The sequence below is a fragment of the Quyinboa ferrireducens genome (assembly GCF_042436675.1).
Lineage (GTDB): Bacteria > Bacteroidota > Bacteroidia > Bacteroidales > UBA5342 > JBHJHP01.
The window spans coordinates 586,432-608,420 of record NZ_JBHMVA010000002.1 but is presented as its reverse complement, the minus strand read 5'-3'; the positions used below and the strand labels follow the sequence as shown (position 1 = coordinate 608,420).

At 34.9% G+C, this 21,989-nt stretch carries 22 protein-coding genes; 15 read left to right on the top strand and 7 right to left on the bottom strand.

Annotated features, from left to right (window positions below; genetic code table 11):
- The 14 genes from ACE01N_RS06050 to ACE01N_RS05985 all read left to right on the top strand — a co-directional run bounded on the left by ACE01N_RS06050 (position 1) and on the right by ACE01N_RS05985 (position 12,528).
- On the top strand, positions 1 to 462 hold the full coding sequence (locus ACE01N_RS06050) for a MaoC family dehydratase (protein WP_380585828.1): 462 nt from the start codon (positions 1 to 3) through the stop codon (positions 460 to 462).
- Positions 455 to 1,342, top strand: coding sequence for an HpcH/HpaI aldolase/citrate lyase family protein (locus tag ACE01N_RS06045; RefSeq protein WP_380585826.1), 888 nt, complete (start codon positions 455 to 457; stop codon positions 1,340 to 1,342). Before ACE01N_RS06050 ends, ACE01N_RS06045 begins: the two co-directional genes overlap by 8 nt.
- The gene (locus ACE01N_RS06040) at positions 1,339 to 2,028 is read left to right on the top strand and encodes a WbqC family protein (RefSeq protein WP_380585824.1); all 690 of its coding nucleotides are present in this window, start codon (positions 1,339 to 1,341) and stop codon (positions 2,026 to 2,028) included. The genes ACE01N_RS06045 and ACE01N_RS06040 overlap by 4 nt, the downstream gene beginning before the upstream one ends.
- Positions 2,028 to 2,996: a hypothetical protein gene (locus ACE01N_RS06035; RefSeq protein WP_380585822.1), complete on the top strand. Its 969-nt coding sequence runs from the start codon at positions 2,028 to 2,030 to the stop codon at positions 2,994 to 2,996. Before ACE01N_RS06040 ends, ACE01N_RS06035 begins: the two co-directional genes overlap by 1 nt.
- On the top strand, positions 2,984 to 3,652 hold the full coding sequence (locus tag ACE01N_RS06030) for a PglD-related sugar-binding protein (protein WP_380585820.1): 669 nt from the start codon (positions 2,984 to 2,986) through the stop codon (positions 3,650 to 3,652). The genes ACE01N_RS06035 and ACE01N_RS06030 overlap by 13 nt, the downstream gene beginning before the upstream one ends.
- Positions 3,652 to 4,572: a glycosyltransferase family 2 protein gene (locus tag ACE01N_RS06025; protein ID WP_380585818.1), complete on the top strand. Its 921-nt coding sequence runs from the start codon at positions 3,652 to 3,654 to the stop codon at positions 4,570 to 4,572. The genes ACE01N_RS06030 and ACE01N_RS06025 overlap by 1 nt, the downstream gene beginning before the upstream one ends.
- A complete protein-coding gene (locus ACE01N_RS06020) occupies positions 4,569 to 5,474 on the top strand; it encodes a glycosyltransferase family 2 protein (RefSeq protein WP_380585816.1) in 906 nt (301 codons plus the stop codon). The genes ACE01N_RS06025 and ACE01N_RS06020 overlap by 4 nt, the downstream gene beginning before the upstream one ends.
- A complete protein-coding gene (locus ACE01N_RS06015) occupies positions 5,434 to 6,894 on the top strand; it encodes a hypothetical protein (protein WP_380585814.1) in 1,461 nt (486 codons plus the stop codon). Before ACE01N_RS06020 ends, ACE01N_RS06015 begins: the two co-directional genes overlap by 41 nt.
- Positions 6,895 to 7,713, top strand: coding sequence for a polysaccharide deacetylase family protein (locus tag ACE01N_RS06010; protein ID WP_380585812.1), 819 nt, complete (start codon positions 6,895 to 6,897; stop codon positions 7,711 to 7,713).
- Complete coding sequence (locus ACE01N_RS06005) at positions 7,703 to 8,578, top strand: glycosyltransferase family A protein (protein ID WP_380585810.1); 876 nt, start codon at positions 7,703 to 7,705, stop codon at positions 8,576 to 8,578. The genes ACE01N_RS06010 and ACE01N_RS06005 overlap by 11 nt, the downstream gene beginning before the upstream one ends.
- On the top strand, positions 8,575 to 9,921 hold the full coding sequence (locus ACE01N_RS06000) for a phenylacetate--CoA ligase family protein (protein ID WP_380585808.1): 1,347 nt from the start codon (positions 8,575 to 8,577) through the stop codon (positions 9,919 to 9,921). The genes ACE01N_RS06005 and ACE01N_RS06000 overlap by 4 nt, the downstream gene beginning before the upstream one ends.
- The gene (locus ACE01N_RS05995) at positions 9,921 to 10,976 is read left to right on the top strand and encodes a DUF354 domain-containing protein (protein WP_380585806.1); all 1,056 of its coding nucleotides are present in this window, start codon (positions 9,921 to 9,923) and stop codon (positions 10,974 to 10,976) included. The genes ACE01N_RS06000 and ACE01N_RS05995 overlap by 1 nt, the downstream gene beginning before the upstream one ends.
- Positions 10,977 to 11,651, top strand: a complete 675-nt coding sequence (locus ACE01N_RS05990) for a glycosyltransferase family 2 protein (protein WP_380585804.1) — start codon at positions 10,977 to 10,979, stop codon at positions 11,649 to 11,651.
- A gap of 97 nt (positions 11,652 to 11,748) precedes the next feature.
- A complete protein-coding gene (locus tag ACE01N_RS05985) occupies positions 11,749 to 12,528 on the top strand; it encodes a hypothetical protein (protein WP_380585802.1) in 780 nt (259 codons plus the stop codon).
- 431 nt (positions 12,529 to 12,959) lie between these two features.
- Here the strand turns inward: ACE01N_RS05985 and ACE01N_RS05980 are convergent, their stop codons facing one another.
- The 7 genes from ACE01N_RS05980 to ACE01N_RS05950 all read right to left on the bottom strand — a co-directional run bounded on the left by ACE01N_RS05980 (position 12,960) and on the right by ACE01N_RS05950 (position 19,661).
- Complete coding sequence (locus ACE01N_RS05980) at positions 12,960 to 13,715, bottom strand: LytR/AlgR family response regulator transcription factor (protein WP_380585800.1); 756 nt, start codon at positions 13,713 to 13,715, stop codon at positions 12,960 to 12,962.
- Positions 13,712 to 14,788: a sensor histidine kinase gene (locus ACE01N_RS05975; protein WP_380585798.1), complete on the bottom strand. Its 1,077-nt coding sequence runs from the start codon at positions 14,786 to 14,788 to the stop codon at positions 13,712 to 13,714. Before ACE01N_RS05975 ends, ACE01N_RS05980 begins: the two co-directional genes overlap by 4 nt.
- 2 nt (positions 14,789 to 14,790) lie before the next feature.
- Positions 14,791 to 15,768 carry an NAD-dependent epimerase/dehydratase family protein gene (locus ACE01N_RS05970; RefSeq protein WP_380585796.1) on the bottom strand — a complete coding sequence of 326 codons (978 nt, stop codon included), beginning with the start codon at positions 15,766 to 15,768 and terminating at the stop codon, positions 14,791 to 14,793.
- A gap of 67 nt (positions 15,769 to 15,835) precedes the next feature.
- Complete coding sequence (locus ACE01N_RS05965) at positions 15,836 to 16,642, bottom strand: SDR family NAD(P)-dependent oxidoreductase (RefSeq protein WP_380585794.1); 807 nt, start codon at positions 16,640 to 16,642, stop codon at positions 15,836 to 15,838.
- Positions 16,626 to 17,066 (bottom strand): DUF2062 domain-containing protein, encoded by a 441-nt coding sequence (locus tag ACE01N_RS05960; protein WP_380585792.1) that lies wholly within the window; start codon positions 17,064 to 17,066, stop codon positions 16,626 to 16,628. The genes ACE01N_RS05965 and ACE01N_RS05960 overlap by 17 nt, the downstream gene beginning before the upstream one ends.
- Positions 17,063 to 17,686 (bottom strand): SRPBCC family protein, encoded by a 624-nt coding sequence (locus ACE01N_RS05955; protein ID WP_380585790.1) that lies wholly within the window; start codon positions 17,684 to 17,686, stop codon positions 17,063 to 17,065. Before ACE01N_RS05955 ends, ACE01N_RS05960 begins: the two co-directional genes overlap by 4 nt.
- 376 nt (positions 17,687 to 18,062) lie before the next feature.
- The gene (locus tag ACE01N_RS05950; RefSeq protein ID WP_380585789.1) at positions 18,063 to 19,661 is read right to left on the bottom strand and encodes a MutS-related protein; all 1,599 of its coding nucleotides are present in this window, start codon (positions 19,659 to 19,661) and stop codon (positions 18,063 to 18,065) included.
- A gap of 218 nt (positions 19,662 to 19,879) precedes the next feature.
- Here ACE01N_RS05950 and htpG point away from each other — a divergent pair, with 218 nt between their 5' ends.
- Complete coding sequence (gene htpG, locus ACE01N_RS05945; RefSeq protein ID WP_380585788.1) at positions 19,880 to 21,931, top strand: molecular chaperone HtpG; 2,052 nt, start codon at positions 19,880 to 19,882, stop codon at positions 21,929 to 21,931.
- Positions 21,932 to 21,989 lie beyond the last annotated feature (58 nt).

The window sequence follows — 21,989 nt, the reverse complement described above, 5'->3', positions numbered from 1 at the left end:
ATGAAGAATACATTTGGAAGATATTTTGAGTCCTTCAAAAAAGGTGAAATAATTTATCATGCAGCTTCAAAAACAATTTTTGAAAGTGATAACAACTTTTTTTCTTTACTGACAATGAACCATCATCCGGTTCATATAAATGAGCATTATGCTAAACAACAACAGCATGGGGAAATTCTGGTCGTGGGGACTCTGGTATTCTCACTTGCAGTAGGAATTACGGTCCCGGACATAAGTGGTAAAGCTATAGCCAATCTCGAATATGAAAGTGTTAAACATATTTTACCCGTTTTTATAGGAGATACTATTTATTGCAGATCAACGATTTTGGATGCAAGAGAGTCCTCAACAAAAAAAGACAGGGGCATCATTTATGTTGAAACTATTGCCTATAATCAAAAGAATGAAGATGTACTAATGTTTAGGCGTAAAGTATTACTTAAAAAAGAAAACCATGGATGATTTTTTAATGCGGAGTTTGATGTTTGTGCCTGGGCACAATACAAGACTACTGGATAGTGCTTCAAGATCTGTGGCAGATTTACTGTTATTGGATTTAGAAGATTCTGTTCAACCAGTAGAGAATAAGCAGATAGCAAGAGATACTATAAAAGAATATGTAGAAAATGGGAGGTTTGAACATTTTCATGTATTCCCTAGAATTAATGACCGGGAAAGCGGACAACTTTTAAAAGATATTGGCCAGTTAACCATTCCCGGGATTGATGGATTTATGTATCCGAAGTCACATACAGGACAGGATATCTATTTTATAGATAAACTTCTGGAAACAATCGAGTATGAGAAAGGAGTAAAAATGGGAACATTTAAACTTATTCCTTTGATTGAAACTACTGCTGCTGTTATGAATATACAGGAGATTTGTCAGGCATCTAAAAGGGTGGTGGCTGTAGCATTTGGTTGTGAAGACTTTGTAACGGACCTGCATGGTGTTCATGATCCGGATGGTTCAAGTATTTACACTGCACGCTCTATGATTGCCATGGGGGCTCGTGCCAATAATGTCATCCCAATAGATACAGTGCATATTAAAGTACACGATCTTGAGGATTTGGAGAAGAATCTAAAAGTTGCTAAAATTTTAGGTTTTGAGGGTATGTTAGTATTAAATCCCAAAGAGCTCCCTTTGGTTCATTCATATTTCTCGCCTAATACGAAAGAGATACAGGATGCCGAAGAAATGCTATTTTTAGCAAAAGAAGCAGCAGCCAGGGGCATGGGGGTTGCAGTTAAAGATAATAAATTTATTGGGCCTCCTATGGTATTGAAGGCTAAGAAAATATTAAAGAAGCAAGAATTAATTAAAAAAAGAAGTAAATGAAAGTTGCAATTATGCAACCCTATTTTTTCCCTTATATAGGGTATTATCAGTTGATTCATTCTGTTGATAAATTTGTTATTTATGATGATGTTAATTACATAAAACAAGGTTGGATCTCACGAAACAGAGTCTTAAGTAATGGCGAGTCTATTTACTTTACACTAAATTTAAAAGGTGCAAGTTCCAACAAATATATCAATGAAATAGAAGTTGGAGATAATAAGGTTAAACTTCTTAAAACGATAAAGCAAAACTATTCAAAAGCATCAAATTTTGATTCGATATTTCCTTTAGTTGAAACAATATTAAATAATAACGAATCAAATCTTGCTCAATTCTTGACTTACTCGATTAAATCGATTTGCAGTTTTTTAGAAATTAATACTGAAATATACAATTCTGTAGATTTAGGAAATGATAAATCTCTTAAAGGTGAAGAAAAGGTTATAGATATTTGCAAAGTACTAAATGCAGATATGTATATTAATTCCATTGGAGGAAAAACCTTATACTCTTACGATCATTTTCAAAGCCACAATATCGAACTGAAATTCTTAAAAAGTAGAGAATTTAAATATAATCAGTTTAAGAATTCATTTGTACCTTGGTTATCCATAATCGATGTTATGATGTTTAATAGTATTACCGAAATAAGAAAATACTTAGAAGACTATATTTTGATATAATGAAAGGTATTGGTGGATATTTTGAATTTGACTGTTATCATAATACAGATTTGCATAAAAATGCCTTATTCCTAAACTCGGGCAGAAGTTGTTTAAGGTATATCATTAAAGCATATCAAATAAAAAAACTTTTTATCCCGTTATTTTCATGTGATGTAATATTAGATATTATTATTGAAGAAAAAATAGAGTTTTCATTTTATAAAATTGATGAGAATTTTGAGCCAGTTCTTAATAATTTATTGGAATGTGATGATTGGTTGCTTTATATTAATTACTTCGGATTGAAATCGGACTATTTGGAAAAGCTTGCCTTAGTGCATAAGAATAGTATCGTAGATAATTCCCAGGCTCTTTTTACACCTCCCGTTGGGGAATTTCCAACATTTTATTCGCCAAGGAAATTTACAGGTTTACCAGATGGGGGACTGTTATATTGTAATCGCAAGATAGATTCATTTTTAGAAAAGGATACATCTATAAAAGGAACGGAGCATCTTTTCTTGCGTTTGGAAGAATCACCTGAAATGGGATTTAACTCTTTTTTAGAAAATGAAAGAAACATAAATGTGGCAGGATTTAAAAAAATATCAGATTTATCCAAAAGTATTTATTCAAATACTAATTTCTCATATATTAAGGAGATGCGTAATAAAAATTATTCGTATCTAAATGATAAGCTTTCTTCTTTAAATCGATTATCTAATATTTTTGATATTAGTGATATTAAAGTTCCGCTTGCTTATCCATTTTTAAATAGTGAAATAGACGGTGAAAAGCTCAGGTATCATTTAATAAAAAACAGGGTATTTGTTCCGCAATACTGGCCTAATGTATTAAACTGGGCTTCAAAAAGTGATACTGAGTATTATATAACAAAAAATATTGTTTACTTACCGATTGATCAACGATACACATTTAAAGATATGGACATAATATTAAACATGGTTTTAGAATGGAAAAAATAATTATAATTGGTGGTAAAGGTTCTGCAGTCGTTGTTGCTGAACAAATCTATGATGCTCAAAAAAAAACAGGTGAAGTTGAATTTTTAGGATTTGCTTTTGATGACGAAAAGTATGGGAGTGAGATAAATGGGTTTCCAGTATTATCAAAAACAACAGAGGTTTATGAAAAGTATAAAAAATATGAAGACATCAAATTTATCTATCAGCTTTACAGACCCGATTTAATAAGAGAGAGGATAGAATTACTGAACAGCTACAATATACCATTAAAACGTTTTGCTAAATTTGTACATCCCAGTGCAGTTATCAGTCAAAGCGTTAAAATAGGTTTTGGGTCAGCCATTATGGCCTATACAGTAATAAACTCAAATGCTTCAATAGGAAATCATTGTACTATCCATTCTAATTCACTTATTGGCCATGATACAAAAATAGGGGACTATAACTTCTTTGCAGCTCATTCAGTAATTGGTAGTAATAACAGTTTTGGTAACGGTAGTTTTATTGGACTTAATTCGACATTTAATAATTATTTGACAATTGGAGACTATTGCTTCATAGGCATGGCTTCAAATGTGATAAAAAGTATTCCAACAGGACTAAAAGTGTTGGGTAATCCGGCAAAACCTTATAATAAACAAATTAAACCACTCTGATGGAACCTGTTCTTAGTATTATTTGTTTAACTTATAATCATGAAAAATATGTAAGAGATGCATTAGATGGGTTTCTGATGCAACAAACTAGCTTTCCAATTGAAATTATAGTCCATGATGATGCTTCAACAGATAAGACACAAGAAATAATAAAAGAATATTATTCTAAATGTCCGGATGTAATAAAACCTATTCTTCAAAAAGAGAATCAAAAGTCTAAGGGTAATGGAATAGTATCAAAGATAACATATAATGCAGCAAAGGGAAAGTACATTGCCCTATGTGAAGGAGATGATTACTGGACGGATCCTCATAAGTTGCAAAAGCAAGTAGATTTTTTAGAGATTCATAATGATTATTCAGCAATTGCTCATCAAGTTAATGTAATTTATTCTTCAGCAAATAAAGAAACCCATTTGTTTCGAGATAATGTTCCAAGTGTAATCACAATAAATGACATTATCGAAGCCAGATATTTTCACACTGCATCAATAGTATTTAGAACACAGGTTCTAAGAAATAATGTAGATCTTCCACAAAATATAATATCCGGTGATAGAGCTTTATATATTTTACTTTGTTCTAATGGAAAAATAAAGTTTTTAAGTGATGTAATGGGGGTGTATCGCAAAAATGAAGGGGGCATATCATCTTGGGTAACTTCTGATTTGATACTGAAAGATTTAAATATGCTTGAATGGGTTAAGAAAATAAACGCTAATTTTCCATACTGTAGGTTTAAGTCATATATATACTATACTTCAATAACCTATCCAGGCAAGCTCAAATTTTCAACATTTATTACTAATTATTTTAAATATATATATTATTCATTTTGCATGTTTCCCCGAAATATAATTTCCGTCATAAAAATAACTTTATCCATACCTCGAATTTTTGTTACTAAAATATTTGCATGATGATTTTTTCAATTGTCGTTACATATAATGGTTCAAAATGGGTTGAAAAATGTTTTGGCAGCCTTACAAATGCTGAAATTCAGGATCACACAATAATAGCTATTGATAATGGTTCTTCTGACAGTACACTGGAAAAAATACGGAATAATTTCCCATCAGTCAAAGTTATTGAAACAGGCGAAAATCTTGGATTTGGCAAGGCAAATAATATAGGAATGAAAATGGCTTTGGATAACAATGCTGATTTTGTTTTATTGTTGAATCAGGATGCGTGGCTTGAAGAGAATGCAATTAACAGATTAATACAAGTAGCAAATAAAAATCCAGAATATGGGATTGTAAGTCCGCTGCATTTTTCAGGTTATGGTGAAATTGATCGGAATTATTTAAATAATATTTTGCCTGATAAATGCTCTGGACTTATTCATGATGCTTTTCGTAATGAGCTGAAGGATATTTACAGCGTTGATTTTATAAATGCGGCCGTATGGTTAATAAATACATCTTGTTTAAAAACTGTAGGTTTGTTTGAACCATTATTCAACCATTACGGGGAAGATGAAAATTATGTGGCTCGTTGTCACTATCATCAATATAAGATTGGAGTTGTACCTGCATCATCAGCGATACATGACAGAAACCAACAGAAAAAAACATACAAAACTTACAGGTCAGTAAAGGACTTATTAGTCGTTTCCAAAATTAAAATCTTACTTCAGATTAATTTATCAAAAAAACAGGTTATAAAAGCTTATCTGAGAAATACAATTTTCAAGACAGGTGCTTATTTCTCTGTTTATATTATACCGGCGCAAATAATAAGCGAAATTTATATACTTATGCACTTACACAAAATACTGAATGCCAGAAAATATTCAAAAAATAAATATTTTAAGGAATAAGAAAAAAGGGGCTTCATACTGGAACGCAGATTATAATCTGCAAATCTCCGTATTCTTTTTCCTGGTTATTTTTATTCATAAAATTGCTTTCCCTGCATTATTTATGCCGATGGAAGCCTTTTTATACCTATTTATCCTGTTTTTTGCATTCTTCTATGTTCTGAAAAAAACGCTCAATTTGTCTGAAAAGCTAAACTGGAAGGATTTCTTAATCAGGATATTTATTTTATCATTCATTACAAGAATAATTTTTCTGGTTCTTCAAAATGGCATAACCTATATTTACGTGCCTGACTACCTGCCGTTTGAGCTGGATGCTATTGATACGAAGCATTATCATAATGTAGGACTTTTAATTGCAGAACGGTTAAAGTCAGGACTAAATATTTCTGCGAGGAGTATCGGTGTTGCACCCAGTGATTATGGATTTCCTTTATACCTTGGCATGGTATATTATGTATTTGGAGATGCTGTGTTCATTGGAAAATTATTGAATTGTGTAGTCGGATCTTTCACGGTTATCCTTTTAACAGTATCGGTTAAAAGAATTTTGACCGATGAATATGCACGCATTGTTGCGTATATTGCTGCCTTTATACCCTCCAGTTCATGGATTAGCAGTATGTACTTAAAAGAAACGGTAATGGTGTTTATTATCATCCTTTTCTTTTATTCCGCAACAAATCTAACACATAAAAAAGTTAATGCTCTGAATATTGGCATAGCTGTATTGTCGGTTATGGCGCTCTTCTTTTTCAGAACATTTTTAGGGATGCTTAGTATAACAATTTTTGTAACTTATTTTACCATAACAAGTCAGCGTTCATTTGTTCGCAGAATAATAACCGTATTAATCGGAGGTGCGTTTTTTTATATTGTTATATTAAATTCATCGTTATTACTGGAAGTGGAACAAACACAATCCAGTGCAGAATCTCAGACTCAGGTAAATTTCTTCAGGCGAACGGTTGCAAAGAATAATTATAACTTTAGTTTTTCACAGTTGCCACTTATTGTATCAGGTGCAATAATAGCACCATATCCTAATTTCTACGATCTTGATTCGGATAAGCATAAAGCATCTATTAGAGTTGTGTATAGGGCTGCAAATGAAATGACCAGAAATATTCTTTATTTTTTTGGTTTTTTAGGCATGTGGTTATTCAGAAAACGATGGAAGAAACTTTTTTTTATATATGGATTTTACTGGGGATATTTGGTTGTAATCGCTATTACAGGAACGGCAGTACATTACAGATTTCAATATCCGGTTGTTCCCTTTATGATTATTTTTATGTCGATTGGGATAGTGGAGCTTAAAAATAAACCAAAGTATAGAAAATTATTTCCTATTTATCTTAGCTTGCTGTTCCTGGCATATCTTGGCTACAATATTTTGCGTATAAATGTAAGAGGTTAAATGAAAAAGACAACCTATTTTTTTAGAAATGATGATGTAAGAGGTTCGTTGGACGAGAGTTTGATTAATCTGACAAATGTGTTTATTAAACACGGGATTCCAATTTGCCACGCTGTTGAACCTGCTAATGTTTCAGATGAAGTTGTTACCTGGCTATTAGAGCAAAAGAAACAAAATCCAGGGATAATTGAAATCGTGCAGCATGGATATGATCATAAACTGAATTTTGAGGGAATTGTATATGGAAAACTCCGGAAAGGTGAGTTTGGCGGAGAAAGAACATTTGAAGATCAGCTTAAGGATATTGAAGCCGGGAGAAAAATCATGGATGATAAGTTTGGCGACAGGTGGTTCAAAGCATTTACCTTTCCATTTGGTGCAAGGAATAAGGCCAGTATTAAAGCTATTGATAATCTTAATTATCAAGTTGTAAACGGAGGAGTGTCTAATAAATTTAAAAATAAAGCGTTTTATATTATAGGTCATCTGTTGCGTAAAGAAATAATCGCAGGCCATAAGGTGTCATATCATCTGAAAAAAAAGCCTGGTACCCGGTTGTTTCAAATTGATATTGCCTTAAGTGTTATTAAGAAATACATTAATGATAAAACAGATTGTATATTCTATTCTTTTGAAGAATTAAAATCAAAAACGATAGCATTACAAGGCATTGATACCCGCGGTATTTTATTTCACCATAGATATCATAAATCTAAGGAAACCATTGATTTAATAGATGAATATCTTACCTGGTTAAAAACTGATTCAAACAATATTTTTATGTCTCAAGAGGAGATTTTTCAAAAGTATGCCGGATAGATACGTAATTATCACTTCGGTTTATAATGAGGCTGAACATATTACCAGAACTCTGGATTCAGTTCTTAAACAAACAATATTACCTGTAACATGGATTATTGTTGATGATGGATCAACCGATAATACGTTAAAAATATTATCAGGTTATTCCGAAAAACATGATTTTGTCAAAATAATTTCATCTCAAAAATCTCAAGTTGAATTTGGAGCACATGTTGCTTATAACTTCGACATTGGTCTAAATTCAGTTGAAGATGATTCTTATGATTTTTTGGTTAAACTGGACGGTGATCTGGATATTGATGATATAACGTTTTTTGAATACCAGCTGAAAAAATTTGAACACTTGCCCAAACTGGGAATTTCAAGTGGACTAACATATTCAGTTGTAGATGGTAAAAAAATATTGACCTCATCCCGACCTTACTGGCGAACAGGTGGGGCAATGAAAGTCTACAGGAAAGAGTGTTTCGAACAAATTGGTGGCATACAACCTATTTATGGCTGGGATGGTCTTGATGAATATCTTGCAATGTATTACGGGTGGAAAACACGTACATTTTTCAATTTACATGTCAACCATCTGGGGAAAAAAAGAGCTTTGGCTAGAGAAGGACAAAAGGATTTATTCTATAAAAAGGGTGAAAGTTACTATAAAAGAGGATATCCTGTTGAGTTTCTGATATTAAAAGTATTAAAGCTTTCGTTGAAAAACAGAATTTTTGGTATGGCTTTATATAAAGGATATCTTAATTCAAAAGTCTCAGGTAATATGCAGTTGGTAGATAAAAATCAAAAGAAGTTTATTCGAAAAATACAGTATATGAGAGTTTTAGATAAATTTACGTCAAAGGAATTATTATGACAATTTATAACTTCTTTTCAAAACTGTTTGTTCTTCCTGTGTCAGATAAAATTACAGGATGGAATGTTGCAAGTTCTTTGAACTTTTTAAAAAAATCACAGTATTGGAGTACAAAAGAAATTGTTGAATATCAGGAAAAAAAGTTAATAGACTTAATTAATTTTTCGTATGAAAATATACCGTATTATAAAAATCTATTTGATCAGCATAATATTAATCCGGATTCTATATTAAAATTATCAGATTTAAATAAGATACCGCTATTAACAAAGCAGCAGTTGGTCGAAAACTTTAACTCCGGTTCTTTTGGAGAAAGAAAGTCTAAATACCTATTTAATCAGTCAAGTGGTTCAACTGGATTGAAGACCCGGTATTATATTACGCCATATGCTTATGGTTTCAATCTTGCCACTAATTTGAGAGGGTGGGATTGGATGGGATATAGTATTGGCGATAAAATGATTAAAGTAACTCAGAATAAAAGAAAATCTAAACTTAAAAAATATCAGGACTTAATAAACAGGACAAAACTTTTCGCCACAGAATACTCCGATCTGTCAACTATTGAGTTTGAAAACCTCTTGTATAAATATAAACCGGATTATTTAAGATGCTATCCTGATCCATTACAGTACTTCGCAAACAAATTGAAAAATCTGGATGTTGAAAAAATAAAGTTAAAAGGAATAAACACAACCGGAAATATTCTTTTCCCGGAAGTACGGGAATTGATAGAAAATAAATTTGAGTGCGAAATTTTTGATTCTTATAGTTGTGATAATGGGCCTAATGTTTTTGAATGTCCAACACATAATTGTTATCATGTTTCCGAGGAACAGGGAATATGTGAAGTAATAGATGACAATGGTAGTATTCTTTCAAGAGAAGGAGATGTTGGAAGATTAATCATTACCAACCTTGTCAATACCGCTACACCATTCATAAGGTATGATACCATGGACTATGTTGAAATAGGTCCGGAGAAATGTGAATGTGGAAGAAACCTCAAAACCTTTAAACGCATCATCGGCAGGAACAATGATATAATTATTACGCCATCCGGAGAAATGCTTATTGCTCAAACATTTACAACATACTTTAAATATGTTGAAGGAATTGAACAATTCCAGGTGATACAGGACAAAAAAGATCACATTTTGTTTAGATTGGTTTCAGCTAAACTAATCAGTAAGAATATTCAGAATGATATTATTAGTCACTGGGAAAATAAAACCATGCATAGTATAAAATTCGATATTGAGCAGGTAAATCAAATAGAACCCTTACAGTCGGGTAAATTCAGGTTTGTAGTTAGGGATCCTTCAATTGAAATTACGTTTTAATGAATATCTTTATTGACATTGGGCATCCTGGGCATGTACACTATTTCAGAAAACTAATTTATCATTTCAAATCACAGAATCATTCTGTGACTGTTTCGGCAAGAAACCGAGATGTGGTTAAAGATTTACTGAATTTTTATAAAATTGAATATTTTGACAGGGGCGAAGGGAAAAATTCTGTTCTGGGTAAATTGTTTTACATGTTTAAAACGGATTGGTTATTCTTTAAACGTCTTCGAAAAACAAAACCGGATCTTTTTGTAAGTTTTAGTTCTCCTTATGCTGCTCAAACTGCATGGTTGTTCAGAAAACCTCATATCGCATTTAACGATACAGAACATTCGGATAAATTTCACAAGGTTTTTACATATCCTTTTTCTAAAACTATTGTAACACCAGACACTTATCAAAATAATCTTGGTAAAAAGCAGATTCGTTTCAAAGGGATTATGGAGGATATATATTTAAATAAAAACGTATTTTCAGTTGAAAAACTTACAGGAATAAATAAGCCATTTGTAATATTACGGTTTATCTCGTGGAATGCCCATCATGATATTGGACAAAAGGGATTAACTTTAGAAGCAAAGAGAAAACTGATTAGTTTACTGGAAAAAAAATATTCTGTGTTGATTTCGTCAGAGGAAAAATTAGACTCAGAATTTGAAAAATATCGTTTGGATATTGCACCTGAAAAAATTCATTATGTTTTGGCTATGGCAAAACTGTTTGTAGGCGAAAGTGGGACAATGGCAAGTGAGAGTTCTTATTTAGGAGTTCCAACTGTATACATAAACAGTTTGCCGTTGATGTGCTATCTAAAGCTTGAACAGGAATGCGGGATATTGAGACAGTTTAAGTCATCAAAAGGAGTACTGGAATATGTTGAAATGTTATTAACAGAACTGGACTCCAACAAATTTAAAGAACAATCGGAAAAAATGAAAAGTAGGTTTATCAAGTCCGATCAATTTGTAACCTGGTTCATCGAAAACTACCCTAAGAGTTTAAAAATAATGAAGGAAAATCCTGAGTATCAGTACAGATTTAAATAGATGCTTCCAATTTCACTATATCTGTTAAACCATAATTATGGATTATTTCTTGACGAAGCCATCCTATCTGTATTAAATCAGACCTTTACCGATTTTGAATTTATCATTATAGATGATGGTTCAGTCGATAAGAGTAGAGAAATGATTTATAGGTACTCACAAATTCATCCGCAAATAAAAGTTATTTACCAGGAAAATTGTGGCTTGATTGCATCGGCAAATAAAGCGGTCGAAATAAGTACCGGGGATTATCTGATCAGGCTTGATGCTGATGATATATTGCATCCTGATGCATTAAAAATATTATATTATTATGCTGAAAAATATCCCGATACTGACTGGATTTTTCCGGGATATTACATGACAAACGAATTTGGCGAAGTTACCTGTAAAAAGAACCGGAGAAACGAAGTTTTTTATATTTCAAATGAAGATAAAGAACCACATGGTGCATGTTCATTAATTAAGAGGAAAACACTTTTAGAGGTTGGTGGATATTCAAAACATGTGGCATGTAGGGATGGTCTGGACTTATTTTTGAAAATAAGAGAAAGGAAGACAATTTTATCTGTTCCTGAATATTTATTCTATTACAGACAGCATACTCAAAATCTGACAAGAAACAAAAAACTTGTAGAAGAGACCGAATCGGTTTTATTTGCAAGAAATATTTAAATACTGTAGAATAAATAGTTACAGATATTACGTTGTTTAGGCATTAATGCAATAGATCACCATTCAATTGTAACTTTTCACCCGTCACCCCCCAAAAATGGATTTCACCTTAAAAACATATCAACAACTACTGAATGCATTAGTGCAGGCAGGATATGATTTTCAGGTGTTTTCAGATTTTATTACTACTAAAAAAACTAAAACGGTCACCCTAAGATTTGATTCAGAGAAAAATTTAAGAAATACAATTTACATAGCTGAAATCCTTCATGAATTCAATATAAGAGGTACTTTTTATATTAGAATTTTAAAGGAGTTAAACCTGAAAGGTGTCATTGAAAAACTGAAGTCTCTAAACCACGAAATTGGTTATCATTATGATGATCTTACGGAATCCGGTGGTAATTTCAGTAAAGCTATCGATCGTTTTAAATCAAATCTAAGTCTTTTGAGAACCATTGCACCTGTAAAGACTATTGTTGCTGAGGGTGCACCTTTAAGTAAATATGACAACCGCACATTGTGGCAAATCTATGATTACCACGATTACGGCATTACAGGAGAACCCTACTTTGATGTGGATTTCAGTACGGTCTTATATTTAACCGATACCGGTCGCCGTTGGGACGGTTATAAGGTAAGTGTACGTGATAAGATCCTGGAGCATCAGGAACGATGGGAGAGAGAAGGTCTGGTATTTCATTCCACTAAAGATATCATTAAAGCTATTCAACAGGACAGACTGCCTGACCGGATTATGTTTACCTTCCACCCGCAGCGCTGGCATTCCTCACTTATTCCCTGGCTTAAAGAATTAATCCTTCAGCGGGCTAAAAACGTTGTAAAACGAGTTCTCGTTTTAGTGAAGAATGAATAAGGAAGAATGAAGAACTTCGACTTGTTCAGTATCCGGTTAAATCCTCCGTCCCGACATGTCGGGACACCTCCTTTCAGGAAAGGAGGACGGCACATACAACTGCGGGTTAATACGTCCCCCTTTGTAAATGGGGGTGTCCGTCAAAGACGGACAGGGGATTTGACATAATGTATATCAGTCATTACTAATCCGTATTTCATAATTACTGTCATCCGTTTAAAAATCAGTATTGCTTAAAGATTCTTCGCTTCATTTTATTACGCTCAGAATGACAGTCTCTTAGGTTCATATGGGGCTGGAGAATGGGTTGGTTTTCTACAGATTCGAAAACCAACCCATCCTCCAGCCCAACAGCCAGCAGCTGCCTGTCATTCCGAGTGAAGCGAGGAATCTCTGAAGAAGCTTTAACCGGACAACAGAAATTCATAATTTCAAAGGTTAAGCCATTGCTTAAACTTTGTAACCCGTTCTCTGCTTACCAGGATATCCTCATCTAAATTAGCTGATAGTTGCAGTTTTAGCCGGTTGTTAAACCATTGCGTAATTTTTATAATATGGTCAATATTAACGATGAATTTGCGGCTTATCCTAAAGAATTGTGCCGCATTCAGCTGATCTTCCAGCGTTGAGAGAGTCTCATCAACAATCAAACGTCTGTTTTCCGGTGTAAGGGCAAAGGTCAATCCATCTTCCGAATAAAAACATACCAGGTCACTGCACCGTACCGTTTTGAAGTTATCTCCTGTTTTAACCAAAATCCGTTGTCTCGGAATAGCTTTCCTTTCTTCCAGAATCTCCCTTAATATTTTATTTTCTACAGGCATGTGATAAGCTTTAACTGCTTTAAACTTGTCAATGGCTTTCTTTAAATCCTTAAAGTCATAAGGTTTCAGGAGATAATCAATATTATTGACCCTGAAGGACTGAATGGCGTAACTACTGTAAGCCGTCGTGAAGATTACAGGCGTTGGTACCTGAACGGCCTCATAAATGCTGAAACAGTCACCATCAGAAAGCCTGATATCCTGAAAGATCAGATCGGGGAAGGGATGAGATTTAAACCAATGTATACCATTCTCTACACTTCCGATAATATCCACAATCCTGATTTCCGGATCATATTGTTCCAGTAATTTTACCAGCATATTGGCTGAGTGAATTTCATCTTCAAATATCAGTACATTCATTGCCGTATTGGTTTTTTCAAACTTGCCGTATTATAGTCGCTGGTTAATAATGGGAGAATTACGGTATAATTCTCCCCGTCATCTTTTATTTGAATGTCCTTTCCTGCAACCAGTTTGAAGCGCTTTGAAAGGTTCAGCAGTCCCAGCCCGGTAGAATCTTTTTTTTCCGTCCGTTTCGAAATATTATTACTGACACTTAAATTGCCATCTTCAATTTTCAATGTAATATTCAGTGGATTATCTTCAGAAAATGAATTGTGGTTTACCGCATTTTCTACCAGCAGCTGAACGGAAACAGGAGGCACTGAATAGATACGGATCAGTTCTGGTGGGATCTCATAATTAAATATTATGCTCTCTCCGAATCTCACTTTCAACAAAAAAATATAGTCGCTCACAATTTGCAGTTCCTCCTGAAGCTTCACCAAAGTATGCTCATTCTTTTCTATCACATACCTAAGCGTGCGCGATAATTTTATAATGAACTTGTTGGCCATATCTGCGTCCTTATAGACAACAGAAGAAAGAACACTCAGACTGTTGAATAAAAAATGAGGTTCAATTTGTGATTTTAAAGCTCTGTATTGTGCCACAGCAGCTTCCTTTTCAAGCGATTCCAGACGTATCTGTTTTTCCCTTGCAGCGATATTCGATCTGAAATACTGATTAGTGACGTAAATGAGAAAATAGAAAAGGGTCAGACTCACCGTTAACTCCGGATTCAGTAAACGATTCCTTGCCCATTCGTCTCCATTCCCATAAAATGCTGTATCCCAAATACGGTAAGACATATTAAATACGATACTTACAAAATACCCGTAAGTCAGATGCAGTACAATCTGAGTCAGTCCGTTCATATTTCCCCGCTGAAATGTTTTTTCAATCCTATCGGCTATATGCCAGACCAGATACCAGTAACCCAGAAAAAATGTTGTAAATGTCAGGCCCCGAAATGTAATATCAAAGAAACCGCCAAACGTAAGATCAAAGGCTTTAATTAACAGGCATACGAAGTAAATGATAAATAGTCTCAGCCAAATCTTATTAATATGTGTAAAATCGATATTGAGCATCCTCAAATGTAATTATTTTCTGTGAACCAGTCTATTGCGTCCTGAACGGAACTGTTAATCTCTGTGTCTTTCAACCCAAGTTCTTTTTTTGCTTTTTGGTTCGAGAAGTAATTAGAAAGCATCAATAACCTTATGTTTATTGAATTATAAGACACATCATTTCCCATACTGGTCAGCAAGTCACCAATTAAGCCTGCAAGCTTTAGTATCAATCCGGGTACTTTTATTAAAATCTGCTTCTTAGAACTGTTTTTGCCAACAATCCTGAAAAACTCACCATATGTAAGGTTGATACCGGACAACAGATATGCTTCTCCAGATTTACCTTTTTTTAATGCGTTAACTGTAGCGTTTGCCACATTCGTTACACTCACAAAACTTTTTCCTCCGGGTGGATAGAAGGCAATGCCCTTAAGCCCCTGTAGCAGGAGTTTACCACTGGAAGGTTTTACATCGTATGACCCAATCATAAAAGTAGGAGCCACAATAACTGCATCAATCGTTTTATCTTTACAGGTTTTTTGTAACATGCTTTGAGCCATATATTTGCTCATGGCATAACCTGATTTTTGAAGCCACGGTATAAAACCCGAATCTTCCGTTCCCGGCTGTATTTTGGTACCGTTGGTAAAGCTGTTGGCACTTCCAACATAAACCAATCGTTTAACATTAAATTGCTGGCATGCTTCAATGATGAGCTGGGTGCTGGTTACATTAACCGGAATAAATTCATTTAATTTTCCTGTTTGCGATGTTTTTGCCGCACAATGAATAACATAATGGCATCCTTTTACAGCTTCTGTTACGTCTTGTTTTGAAGTAATATCACCGTAGATAATATGGCAATCCAGTTGAGATAAAAAGGATATGTCACTGTGTTTGCGAACAATAGCTTTTACGGCATAACCTTGACCTATAGCCTCATTCACAATGTGATATCCTAAAAAACCGGTTCCGCCTGTAACAAGAATCTGTTCCATTAGCTCTGCATTCGATCAGTTAATAATTATCGTCTTTTGTATTTAACATAAGGAAAATTTATCAGTTTTATACTATTTGTGGCCTAAGTTCTTTCAACAATGACCGTCTGAAAATATGGAGCCGTAGCCAGACAGGACTCATTTTAATAATCAGCCAGCTGACTTTATTCATAAAACCGGGTAAAATCAGTGAGTCTTCCTTTAACAGTTGCCTGATACAGATTTGTGCCGTTTTTTCGGGAGATAGTACCGTTGTCCTGATCAACCTGTTGTGTTTTCGGATACGTGCTGCGATTTCAGGTGTGGTAGCCATTGGTCCCGGATGTGCCACACTGACAAAGATATTAGTGCGACGTAATTCGGCATACAATCCGCGCGAAAAAGAGTATATAAAAGCTTTAGATGCCGGATAAACGGTTTTGTAAGGCATGGGACCAAACGAAGCCATACTGGCTATATTCAGAATGTAGGCCCGTTCCTGTTTCTGTAATAGGGGAATAAGTTTCCGGGTCAGCATAACCGTTGCCGTCATATTCAGTTGCATAATAGTGTTCAGGTATTCTGTTTCACTGAGTGTAAAATCGCAGCTACCTCCGGTTCCTGCATTATTAATCAGCATATCTATGTTAAAATTAGCCTTGATCCAGGAGCTGAGAACGTTGATGTTTTCAAGATTAGTCAGATCTGTTTCGTAATATCTAACATCTATTTTAAAGGATTTCATTAATTCTTCAGCTCTTTCCCTGATGGATTCGCCGGGAAGGGACACGAGGATCAGATTCCTGTTCTGAGCAGCTACAGACTTTGCCAGCTCTAATCCCAGACCTTTGCTGGCTCCCGTTATCACAGCATATGGTTTATTTATTGGTTGCATATTGTTTGACTTTAAAATAATACATGGTGATATAATACACAGAAAATAATGCGATAAGTCCGGTGATAATTCCACCGGTTAGCATACATAGAAACACATCCTTGCCAGATTCCAGAACTGTAAAAATGAATGAGAACCCAATCTTTTCCGGCATGACAAAATGTGGTGAAAGGTTTAGAATGGATTTTCCCAGCCAGTAATTAAAGGCAAATACAAAAGCTCCCGTGGCTACATTGGTATTGAAAACACCTATGCAGGCAGCTTTTTTATTAACCTTGATTAAGGCAGCAATTGCAAGGGAAACCAACATCTGAAATCCCGGAATAGGTAACATGCCAATGAACGATCCTAAAGCAAATCCTCTTGCGATGGTTTTGGGTTCACCATTTATTGATATTATTTTTCTGAATGTTTTACGTATCATAACTCTTCTTCTGCCTGTTTTCTTAATTTTATCATAGAATCAATCATTATTTCCTGTAATATGGGATCCTGAATAAAACGGGGAAACACAGGTTTTGTAAAGGATGTTGTACAAAATTCAACCCTTGTGCTGCCATCCGGTTCAGGAATCAGATCCCAGTGCCCCCGGTAATGTTCCATCCGCTCTGTATCAGCCTTTTCAGGAATATAATCCGGTGTACTTTCAATAAAAATGCGTGTGATTTTATTATGAATCGTTTTACGATATAAAGTAACCAGATCGTTCGATGTGAACGGCCAAGGCATATCATAAAGCGTATAGGTAATCCATTCGTCTTCTGAAGATTGCAATACCGAACAGTTTCTACTGCCGGCTGTCCATTTACTGAGCTTTTCATTCGATTTAAACTGCTTCAGAATCGCTTCCGGTGACGCATATATATGCAAAACAGTTTTCATTTCGCGGGTTTTAAGTGTATCACCAATAGTAACCCATCGGTAACTGATACTTATGCCATCCGATGTTTTATCTGTTTTCCATTCCGATAGAATGGCATAATCTTTTGGGAAAATATTTCCAGAAGAAATTGTGAAAATTGCCAGAATAAGAAAACGTATCATCCTTGTTTTTTATCAAAATTATATACAGCTTTTCATCTACTGAACCAGAAACTGATAAGCCGCATTTTTTTACTGTGAATTGTTAGTAAATGGAGGTGAACTGAGGTTGAAAAGAACGCAAAACATAAAATTTGGATTACTCCGTAATATTCTGCTTTATTTTAAAAGACAATTTTTTTTGTTTGGGGTTGTAAAAAACATGTAGCTATTTTGAAAAATTAGAAATGAAGTCCGGATTAAAATCTGCGAAACTTCGCGATCTATTCTGTTATTATCAGCGAGAAATATGAATAAAAGACAGAAGACGAAAACGGTAAAATAAAATACTAAGATCGTCTCTTGTAGATAAATTCCAATAATACTTTCACATAAAATGTTAAGACTTTCTGAAAATCTCATCAAAATTCTGTGATAAGGTAACGGCTTCTTTTATAACCGATTCCGGATAACCATTAATTTCGAGAATTCGGATAGCATTGCGTTGCGTTAGTTTTCCCCGTTTCAGAATATAGTCAAAATCCACATTGGAATGCTCCACACGTTCACTAAAGTGGTACAACTCGTAACTGTCCTGAAGCAAATCTGTCAATTCAATATCGTGTGTGGAGACAAATACCAGGTTACCATTCCGGCTCAGTTCTGATAAAACGGCTTTACCTGCAGAAATGCGTTCTACCGTATTGGTTCCCTTAAAAATTTCATCCAGCAAAAAAAAGTTGGATTTTCCGGATACAGATGCATCAATCATGGATTTTATGGTAAGAACCTCTTCAAAATAATAGCTTTTATCATTCAGCAGATCATCGCTGATCCGGATGGCAGAGGAAACCGCAAAACGGGATGTGATAAAGGATTTTGCAAAACAGGTATTTAAGGTAAGAGCCGTGATCACATTCAGGCCAATTGTGCGTATAAAAGTGGTTTTGCCTGACATGTTTGAACCGGTCAGCAGAACGGATTTGTTGCCTGTGTTAATAGAATTTACCACACAATCTTCTATCAGGGGATGATATACCGAGTCAGCAATTATTTGTGATTTGTCTGATATTTCAGGAATACAAACCTGATCCGGTTCGCTTCGGAGTGATGCAATGGAAATCAGTGCATCAATTTCACCGGTGAAAGTAAACAGTGTTTCTATTTCGTCGCGACGTGTGTCGAGTAATTTCAGAACATCAAAGAGCAACAGCGGTTCAATCAGAAACAATATTTTAAATAGTTCCAGTATGCCCCATGTTATTGCCTGTATTTCGCTTTGCAGTCCCGATTCCAGTCTGAAAAACGACATGCGGTTTCTGATTTTATTCAGGACAGAAAGCGCTTGAGGGACTTTGTCGTCAATAAATTTAAAATCATTATATTGATAAAGATCTCTGGCAACAGCATTCAGTTTAAGTAATTGTGGTATGGATCCCAGATACTGGTAAAGATTATTTTTATTCCAGTAATGGATTACCGTATTTACCGCAAAAAGCGCCAGCACAATAAACAGGAAGCTGATATTAAAAGGCAGCAGAATCAATGATGCTACACTGGTAAATGAAAGAAATTTTATGACACTAAACCAACGGGGTGGTTCAAGATGTTCGTCCTGAAACAGTGAGGGAATGTAATACCCGTTTTTATGATCTACCTTATTGAGTTTTAATTGAACCGACACCCTGAATTCCGGATCGTCCATAAATTTTTGGATCAGGGCTTCCTTTTTATCCTTATTATTTTCAGTGGAATATATGGTGCGCAGTTTATCATACAAAACCTGTTTGCCAACGGGTGAAGTGGTTCTATCCAGATACTGAAACAAGGTATCCAGGTCAAGGTCCAGACAGGTTTTATATGAAATGACATGATAAGTATCGCTTTTATCTTTTTTATTGAAAAACGCTGCTATTAAGTCAATATCAACTTCATCAGCAGATGGCTTTCCAAAAGATTGCAGAAGTTCTTCTTTACGTATTTTCTTTTGCTTGAACATTCAGGTCTGATTTGTCACCGAAGGTAATTATTTTTAGTAGTTAAGAAAACAGGCACTGCTATAAAACCTGTTCTCCTAAATGGAGAATTGTCACATTTGAGATGATCCCATGCAAAAATTGTCACGTTATAAATGTCTATTTGTCAGTTTTGAGCAATGGCACTTTCTTTGATAAAAGAAGCGCAAAATTGAATGTTTAATTTAAAAAATTACTCAATATGCAAAAAGGAAAAATAGGGGTTAGCTCGGACAACCTTTTCCCGATTATCAAAAAGTTTTTATACAGCGACCACGAGATTTTTTTGCGCGAAATCGTTTCTAATGCTGTGGATGCAACACAGAAGTTAAAAACACTTGCTTCTGTAGGTGAATTCAAAGGAGAACTTGGTGATTTGACGATTAGGGTCAGCATTGATAAAAAGAAAAAGACCCTTACTGTTTCTGATGCCGGTGTCGGAATGACTTCTGAAGAGATTGATAGGTATATTAATCAGATCGCATTCTCCGGTGCCAACGAATTTGTTGAAAAATATAAAAATGATGCACAGGCCATCATTGGTCATTTTGGATTGGGATTCTATTCCTCTTTTATGGTCTCTAAAAAAGTGGAAGTCCTTACAAAGTCATTTAAAGATGGTTCAGAGGGCGTAAGATGGGAATGTGACGGAAGTCCGGAATTTGAACTGACCGACGTTAAAAAGGAAAGACGTGGAACAGATATCGTCATGTATATTGATGATGATAATAAGGAATTTCTTGAAGAAAGCAGGGTAGAAGATCTGCTGAAAAAATACTGCAAATTCCTGCCGGTTGAAATTGCCTTTGGTAAGAAAAAAGAATGGAAAGAAGATAAACAGGTGGATACAGATGAGGATAATATCATCAACGATACGAAACCGGCCTGGACAAAAGCGCCGGCTGATCTCAAGGATGAGGATTACCTGAAATTCTACAAACAGCTGTATCCTATGGCTGATGATCCGCTGTTCAACATTCACCTGAATGTGGATTATCCGTTTAATCTGACCGGTATCTTATATTTCCCGAAACTGAAAAAGAACATTGAAGTTCAGAAAAATAAAATTCAGCTATACAGCAACCAGGTATTTGTTACTGATTCTGTTGAAGGAGTTGTGCCTGAATTTCTGACGCTTTTGCATGGTGTGATCGATTCACCGGATATCCCGTTAAATGTATCCCGTTCGTATTTGCAGAGTGACAGCAATGTGAAAAAAATAAGCAGCCATATCACCAAAAAGGTAGCTGACCGTTTGAATGAGATCTATAAGAATGACCGTAAACAATTTGAAGAAAAATGGGATGATCTGAAGATCTTTATTGAATACGGCATGATCACGGAAGAGAAATTCTACGAGCGGGCTGAAAAATTTGTACTCCTTAAAAATACAGAAGGAAAATATTTTACGCTTGAGGAATATCAGAATATTATAAAAGACAACCAGACCGATAAGGATAAACAAGTGGTTTATTTGTATGCAACCGATGTGGATGCACAGTTTACGTTTATTGAAGCTGCTAAAAATAAAGGGTACGATGTGTTGCAAATGGACGGCCAACTGGATTCTCACTTTATTAATCATCTTGAAACCAAATTAAAGGACAGCCGTTTTGTGCGTGTAGACGGTGATGTAGTGGAAAAACTGATTCCAAAAGATGAACACCAGGAGATGAAACTCTCTGAAGGGGACCGTCTTGATTTGACACCTATTTTCCATGGACAGTTGCCACAACGTGGTAAGTCCAACTTCCTGGTAACATTTGAGGCTATGGGAGAGAATGATTCACCGGTTTTGATCACTCAGAATGAATTTATGCGCCGCATGAAGGATATGGCAGAACTTCAGGGAGGAATGAGTTTTTACGGTGATATGCCGGATAATTACAACCTGGTAATAAATGCCAACCATCCGCTTGTAATGCGTATCAACGAAGATAAAGACAAAGATCTTGAAAAAGATCTGAAAGGAATGAAAAGTAAGATTTCAACGTTGGCGAAACGTCAGGAAGAGCTGGAAAAAGCAAAAGAAGGGAAGAAAGACGAAGAAATTCCAAGCGCAGAAAAAGAAGAGTTACACGATGTTGGCAACAAACTGGATGAGTTGAAAAAGAAAAAGGAAACGCTTCTGAATGAATATGGACAGAAGAACAAACTCGTAAAGCAACTCATTGACCTTGCATTGTTATCCAATAACATGCTAAAAGGTGAGGACCTGAACAAATTTGTAAAACGAAGTATCGAACTGATATAGAGGAACTCAGTACAGCAAAACCAAAGAGGTCGCCCGCAAAGGTGACCTCTTTTTGTTT

What these genes read in the sequence shown, in the direction of transcription:
- ACE01N_RS06050 (WP_380585828.1), top strand. Translation starts at nt 1, where the DNA reads ATGAAGAATACATTTGGAAGATATTTTGAGTCCTTCAAAAAAGGTGAA.
- ACE01N_RS06045 (WP_380585826.1), top strand. Translation starts at nt 455, where the DNA reads ATGGATGATTTTTTAATGCGGAGTTTGATGTTTGTGCCTGGGCACAAT.
- ACE01N_RS06040 (WP_380585824.1), top strand. Translation starts at nt 1,339, where the DNA reads ATGAAAGTTGCAATTATGCAACCCTATTTTTTCCCTTATATAGGGTAT.
- ACE01N_RS06035 (WP_380585822.1), top strand. Translation starts at nt 2,028, where the DNA reads ATGAAAGGTATTGGTGGATATTTTGAATTTGACTGTTATCATAATACA.
- ACE01N_RS06030 (WP_380585820.1), top strand. Translation starts at nt 2,984, where the DNA reads ATGGAAAAAATAATTATAATTGGTGGTAAAGGTTCTGCAGTCGTTGTT.
- ACE01N_RS06025 (WP_380585818.1), top strand. Translation starts at nt 3,652, where the DNA reads ATGGAACCTGTTCTTAGTATTATTTGTTTAACTTATAATCATGAAAAA.
- ACE01N_RS06020 (WP_380585816.1), top strand. Translation starts at nt 4,569, where the DNA reads ATGATGATTTTTTCAATTGTCGTTACATATAATGGTTCAAAATGGGTT.
- ACE01N_RS06015 (WP_380585814.1), top strand. Translation starts at nt 5,434, where the DNA reads ATGCCAGAAAATATTCAAAAAATAAATATTTTAAGGAATAAGAAAAAA.
- ACE01N_RS06010 (WP_380585812.1), top strand. Translation starts at nt 6,895, where the DNA reads ATGAAAAAGACAACCTATTTTTTTAGAAATGATGATGTAAGAGGTTCG.
- ACE01N_RS06005 (WP_380585810.1), top strand. Translation starts at nt 7,703, where the DNA reads ATGCCGGATAGATACGTAATTATCACTTCGGTTTATAATGAGGCTGAA.
- ACE01N_RS06000 (WP_380585808.1), top strand. Translation starts at nt 8,575, where the DNA reads ATGACAATTTATAACTTCTTTTCAAAACTGTTTGTTCTTCCTGTGTCA.
- ACE01N_RS05995 (WP_380585806.1), top strand. Translation starts at nt 9,921, where the DNA reads ATGAATATCTTTATTGACATTGGGCATCCTGGGCATGTACACTATTTC.
- ACE01N_RS05990 (WP_380585804.1), top strand. Translation starts at nt 10,977, where the DNA reads ATGCTTCCAATTTCACTATATCTGTTAAACCATAATTATGGATTATTT.
- ACE01N_RS05985 (WP_380585802.1), top strand. Translation starts at nt 11,749, where the DNA reads ATGGATTTCACCTTAAAAACATATCAACAACTACTGAATGCATTAGTG.
- ACE01N_RS05980 (WP_380585800.1), bottom strand. Translation starts at nt 13,715, where the DNA reads ATGAATGTACTGATATTTGAAGATGAAATTCACTCAGCCAATATGCTG.
- ACE01N_RS05975 (WP_380585798.1), bottom strand. Translation starts at nt 14,788, where the DNA reads ATGCTCAATATCGATTTTACACATATTAATAAGATTTGGCTGAGACTA.
- ACE01N_RS05970 (WP_380585796.1), bottom strand. Translation starts at nt 15,768, where the DNA reads ATGGAACAGATTCTTGTTACAGGCGGAACCGGTTTTTTAGGATATCAC.
- ACE01N_RS05965 (WP_380585794.1), bottom strand. Translation starts at nt 16,642, where the DNA reads ATGCAACCAATAAATAAACCATATGCTGTGATAACGGGAGCCAGCAAA.
- ACE01N_RS05960 (WP_380585792.1), bottom strand. Translation starts at nt 17,066, where the DNA reads ATGATACGTAAAACATTCAGAAAAATAATATCAATAAATGGTGAACCC.
- ACE01N_RS05955 (WP_380585790.1), bottom strand. Translation starts at nt 17,686, where the DNA reads ATGATACGTTTTCTTATTCTGGCAATTTTCACAATTTCTTCTGGAAAT.
- ACE01N_RS05950 (WP_380585789.1), bottom strand. Translation starts at nt 19,661, where the DNA reads ATGTTCAAGCAAAAGAAAATACGTAAAGAAGAACTTCTGCAATCTTTT.
- htpG (WP_380585788.1), top strand. Translation starts at nt 19,880, where the DNA reads ATGCAAAAAGGAAAAATAGGGGTTAGCTCGGACAACCTTTTCCCGATT.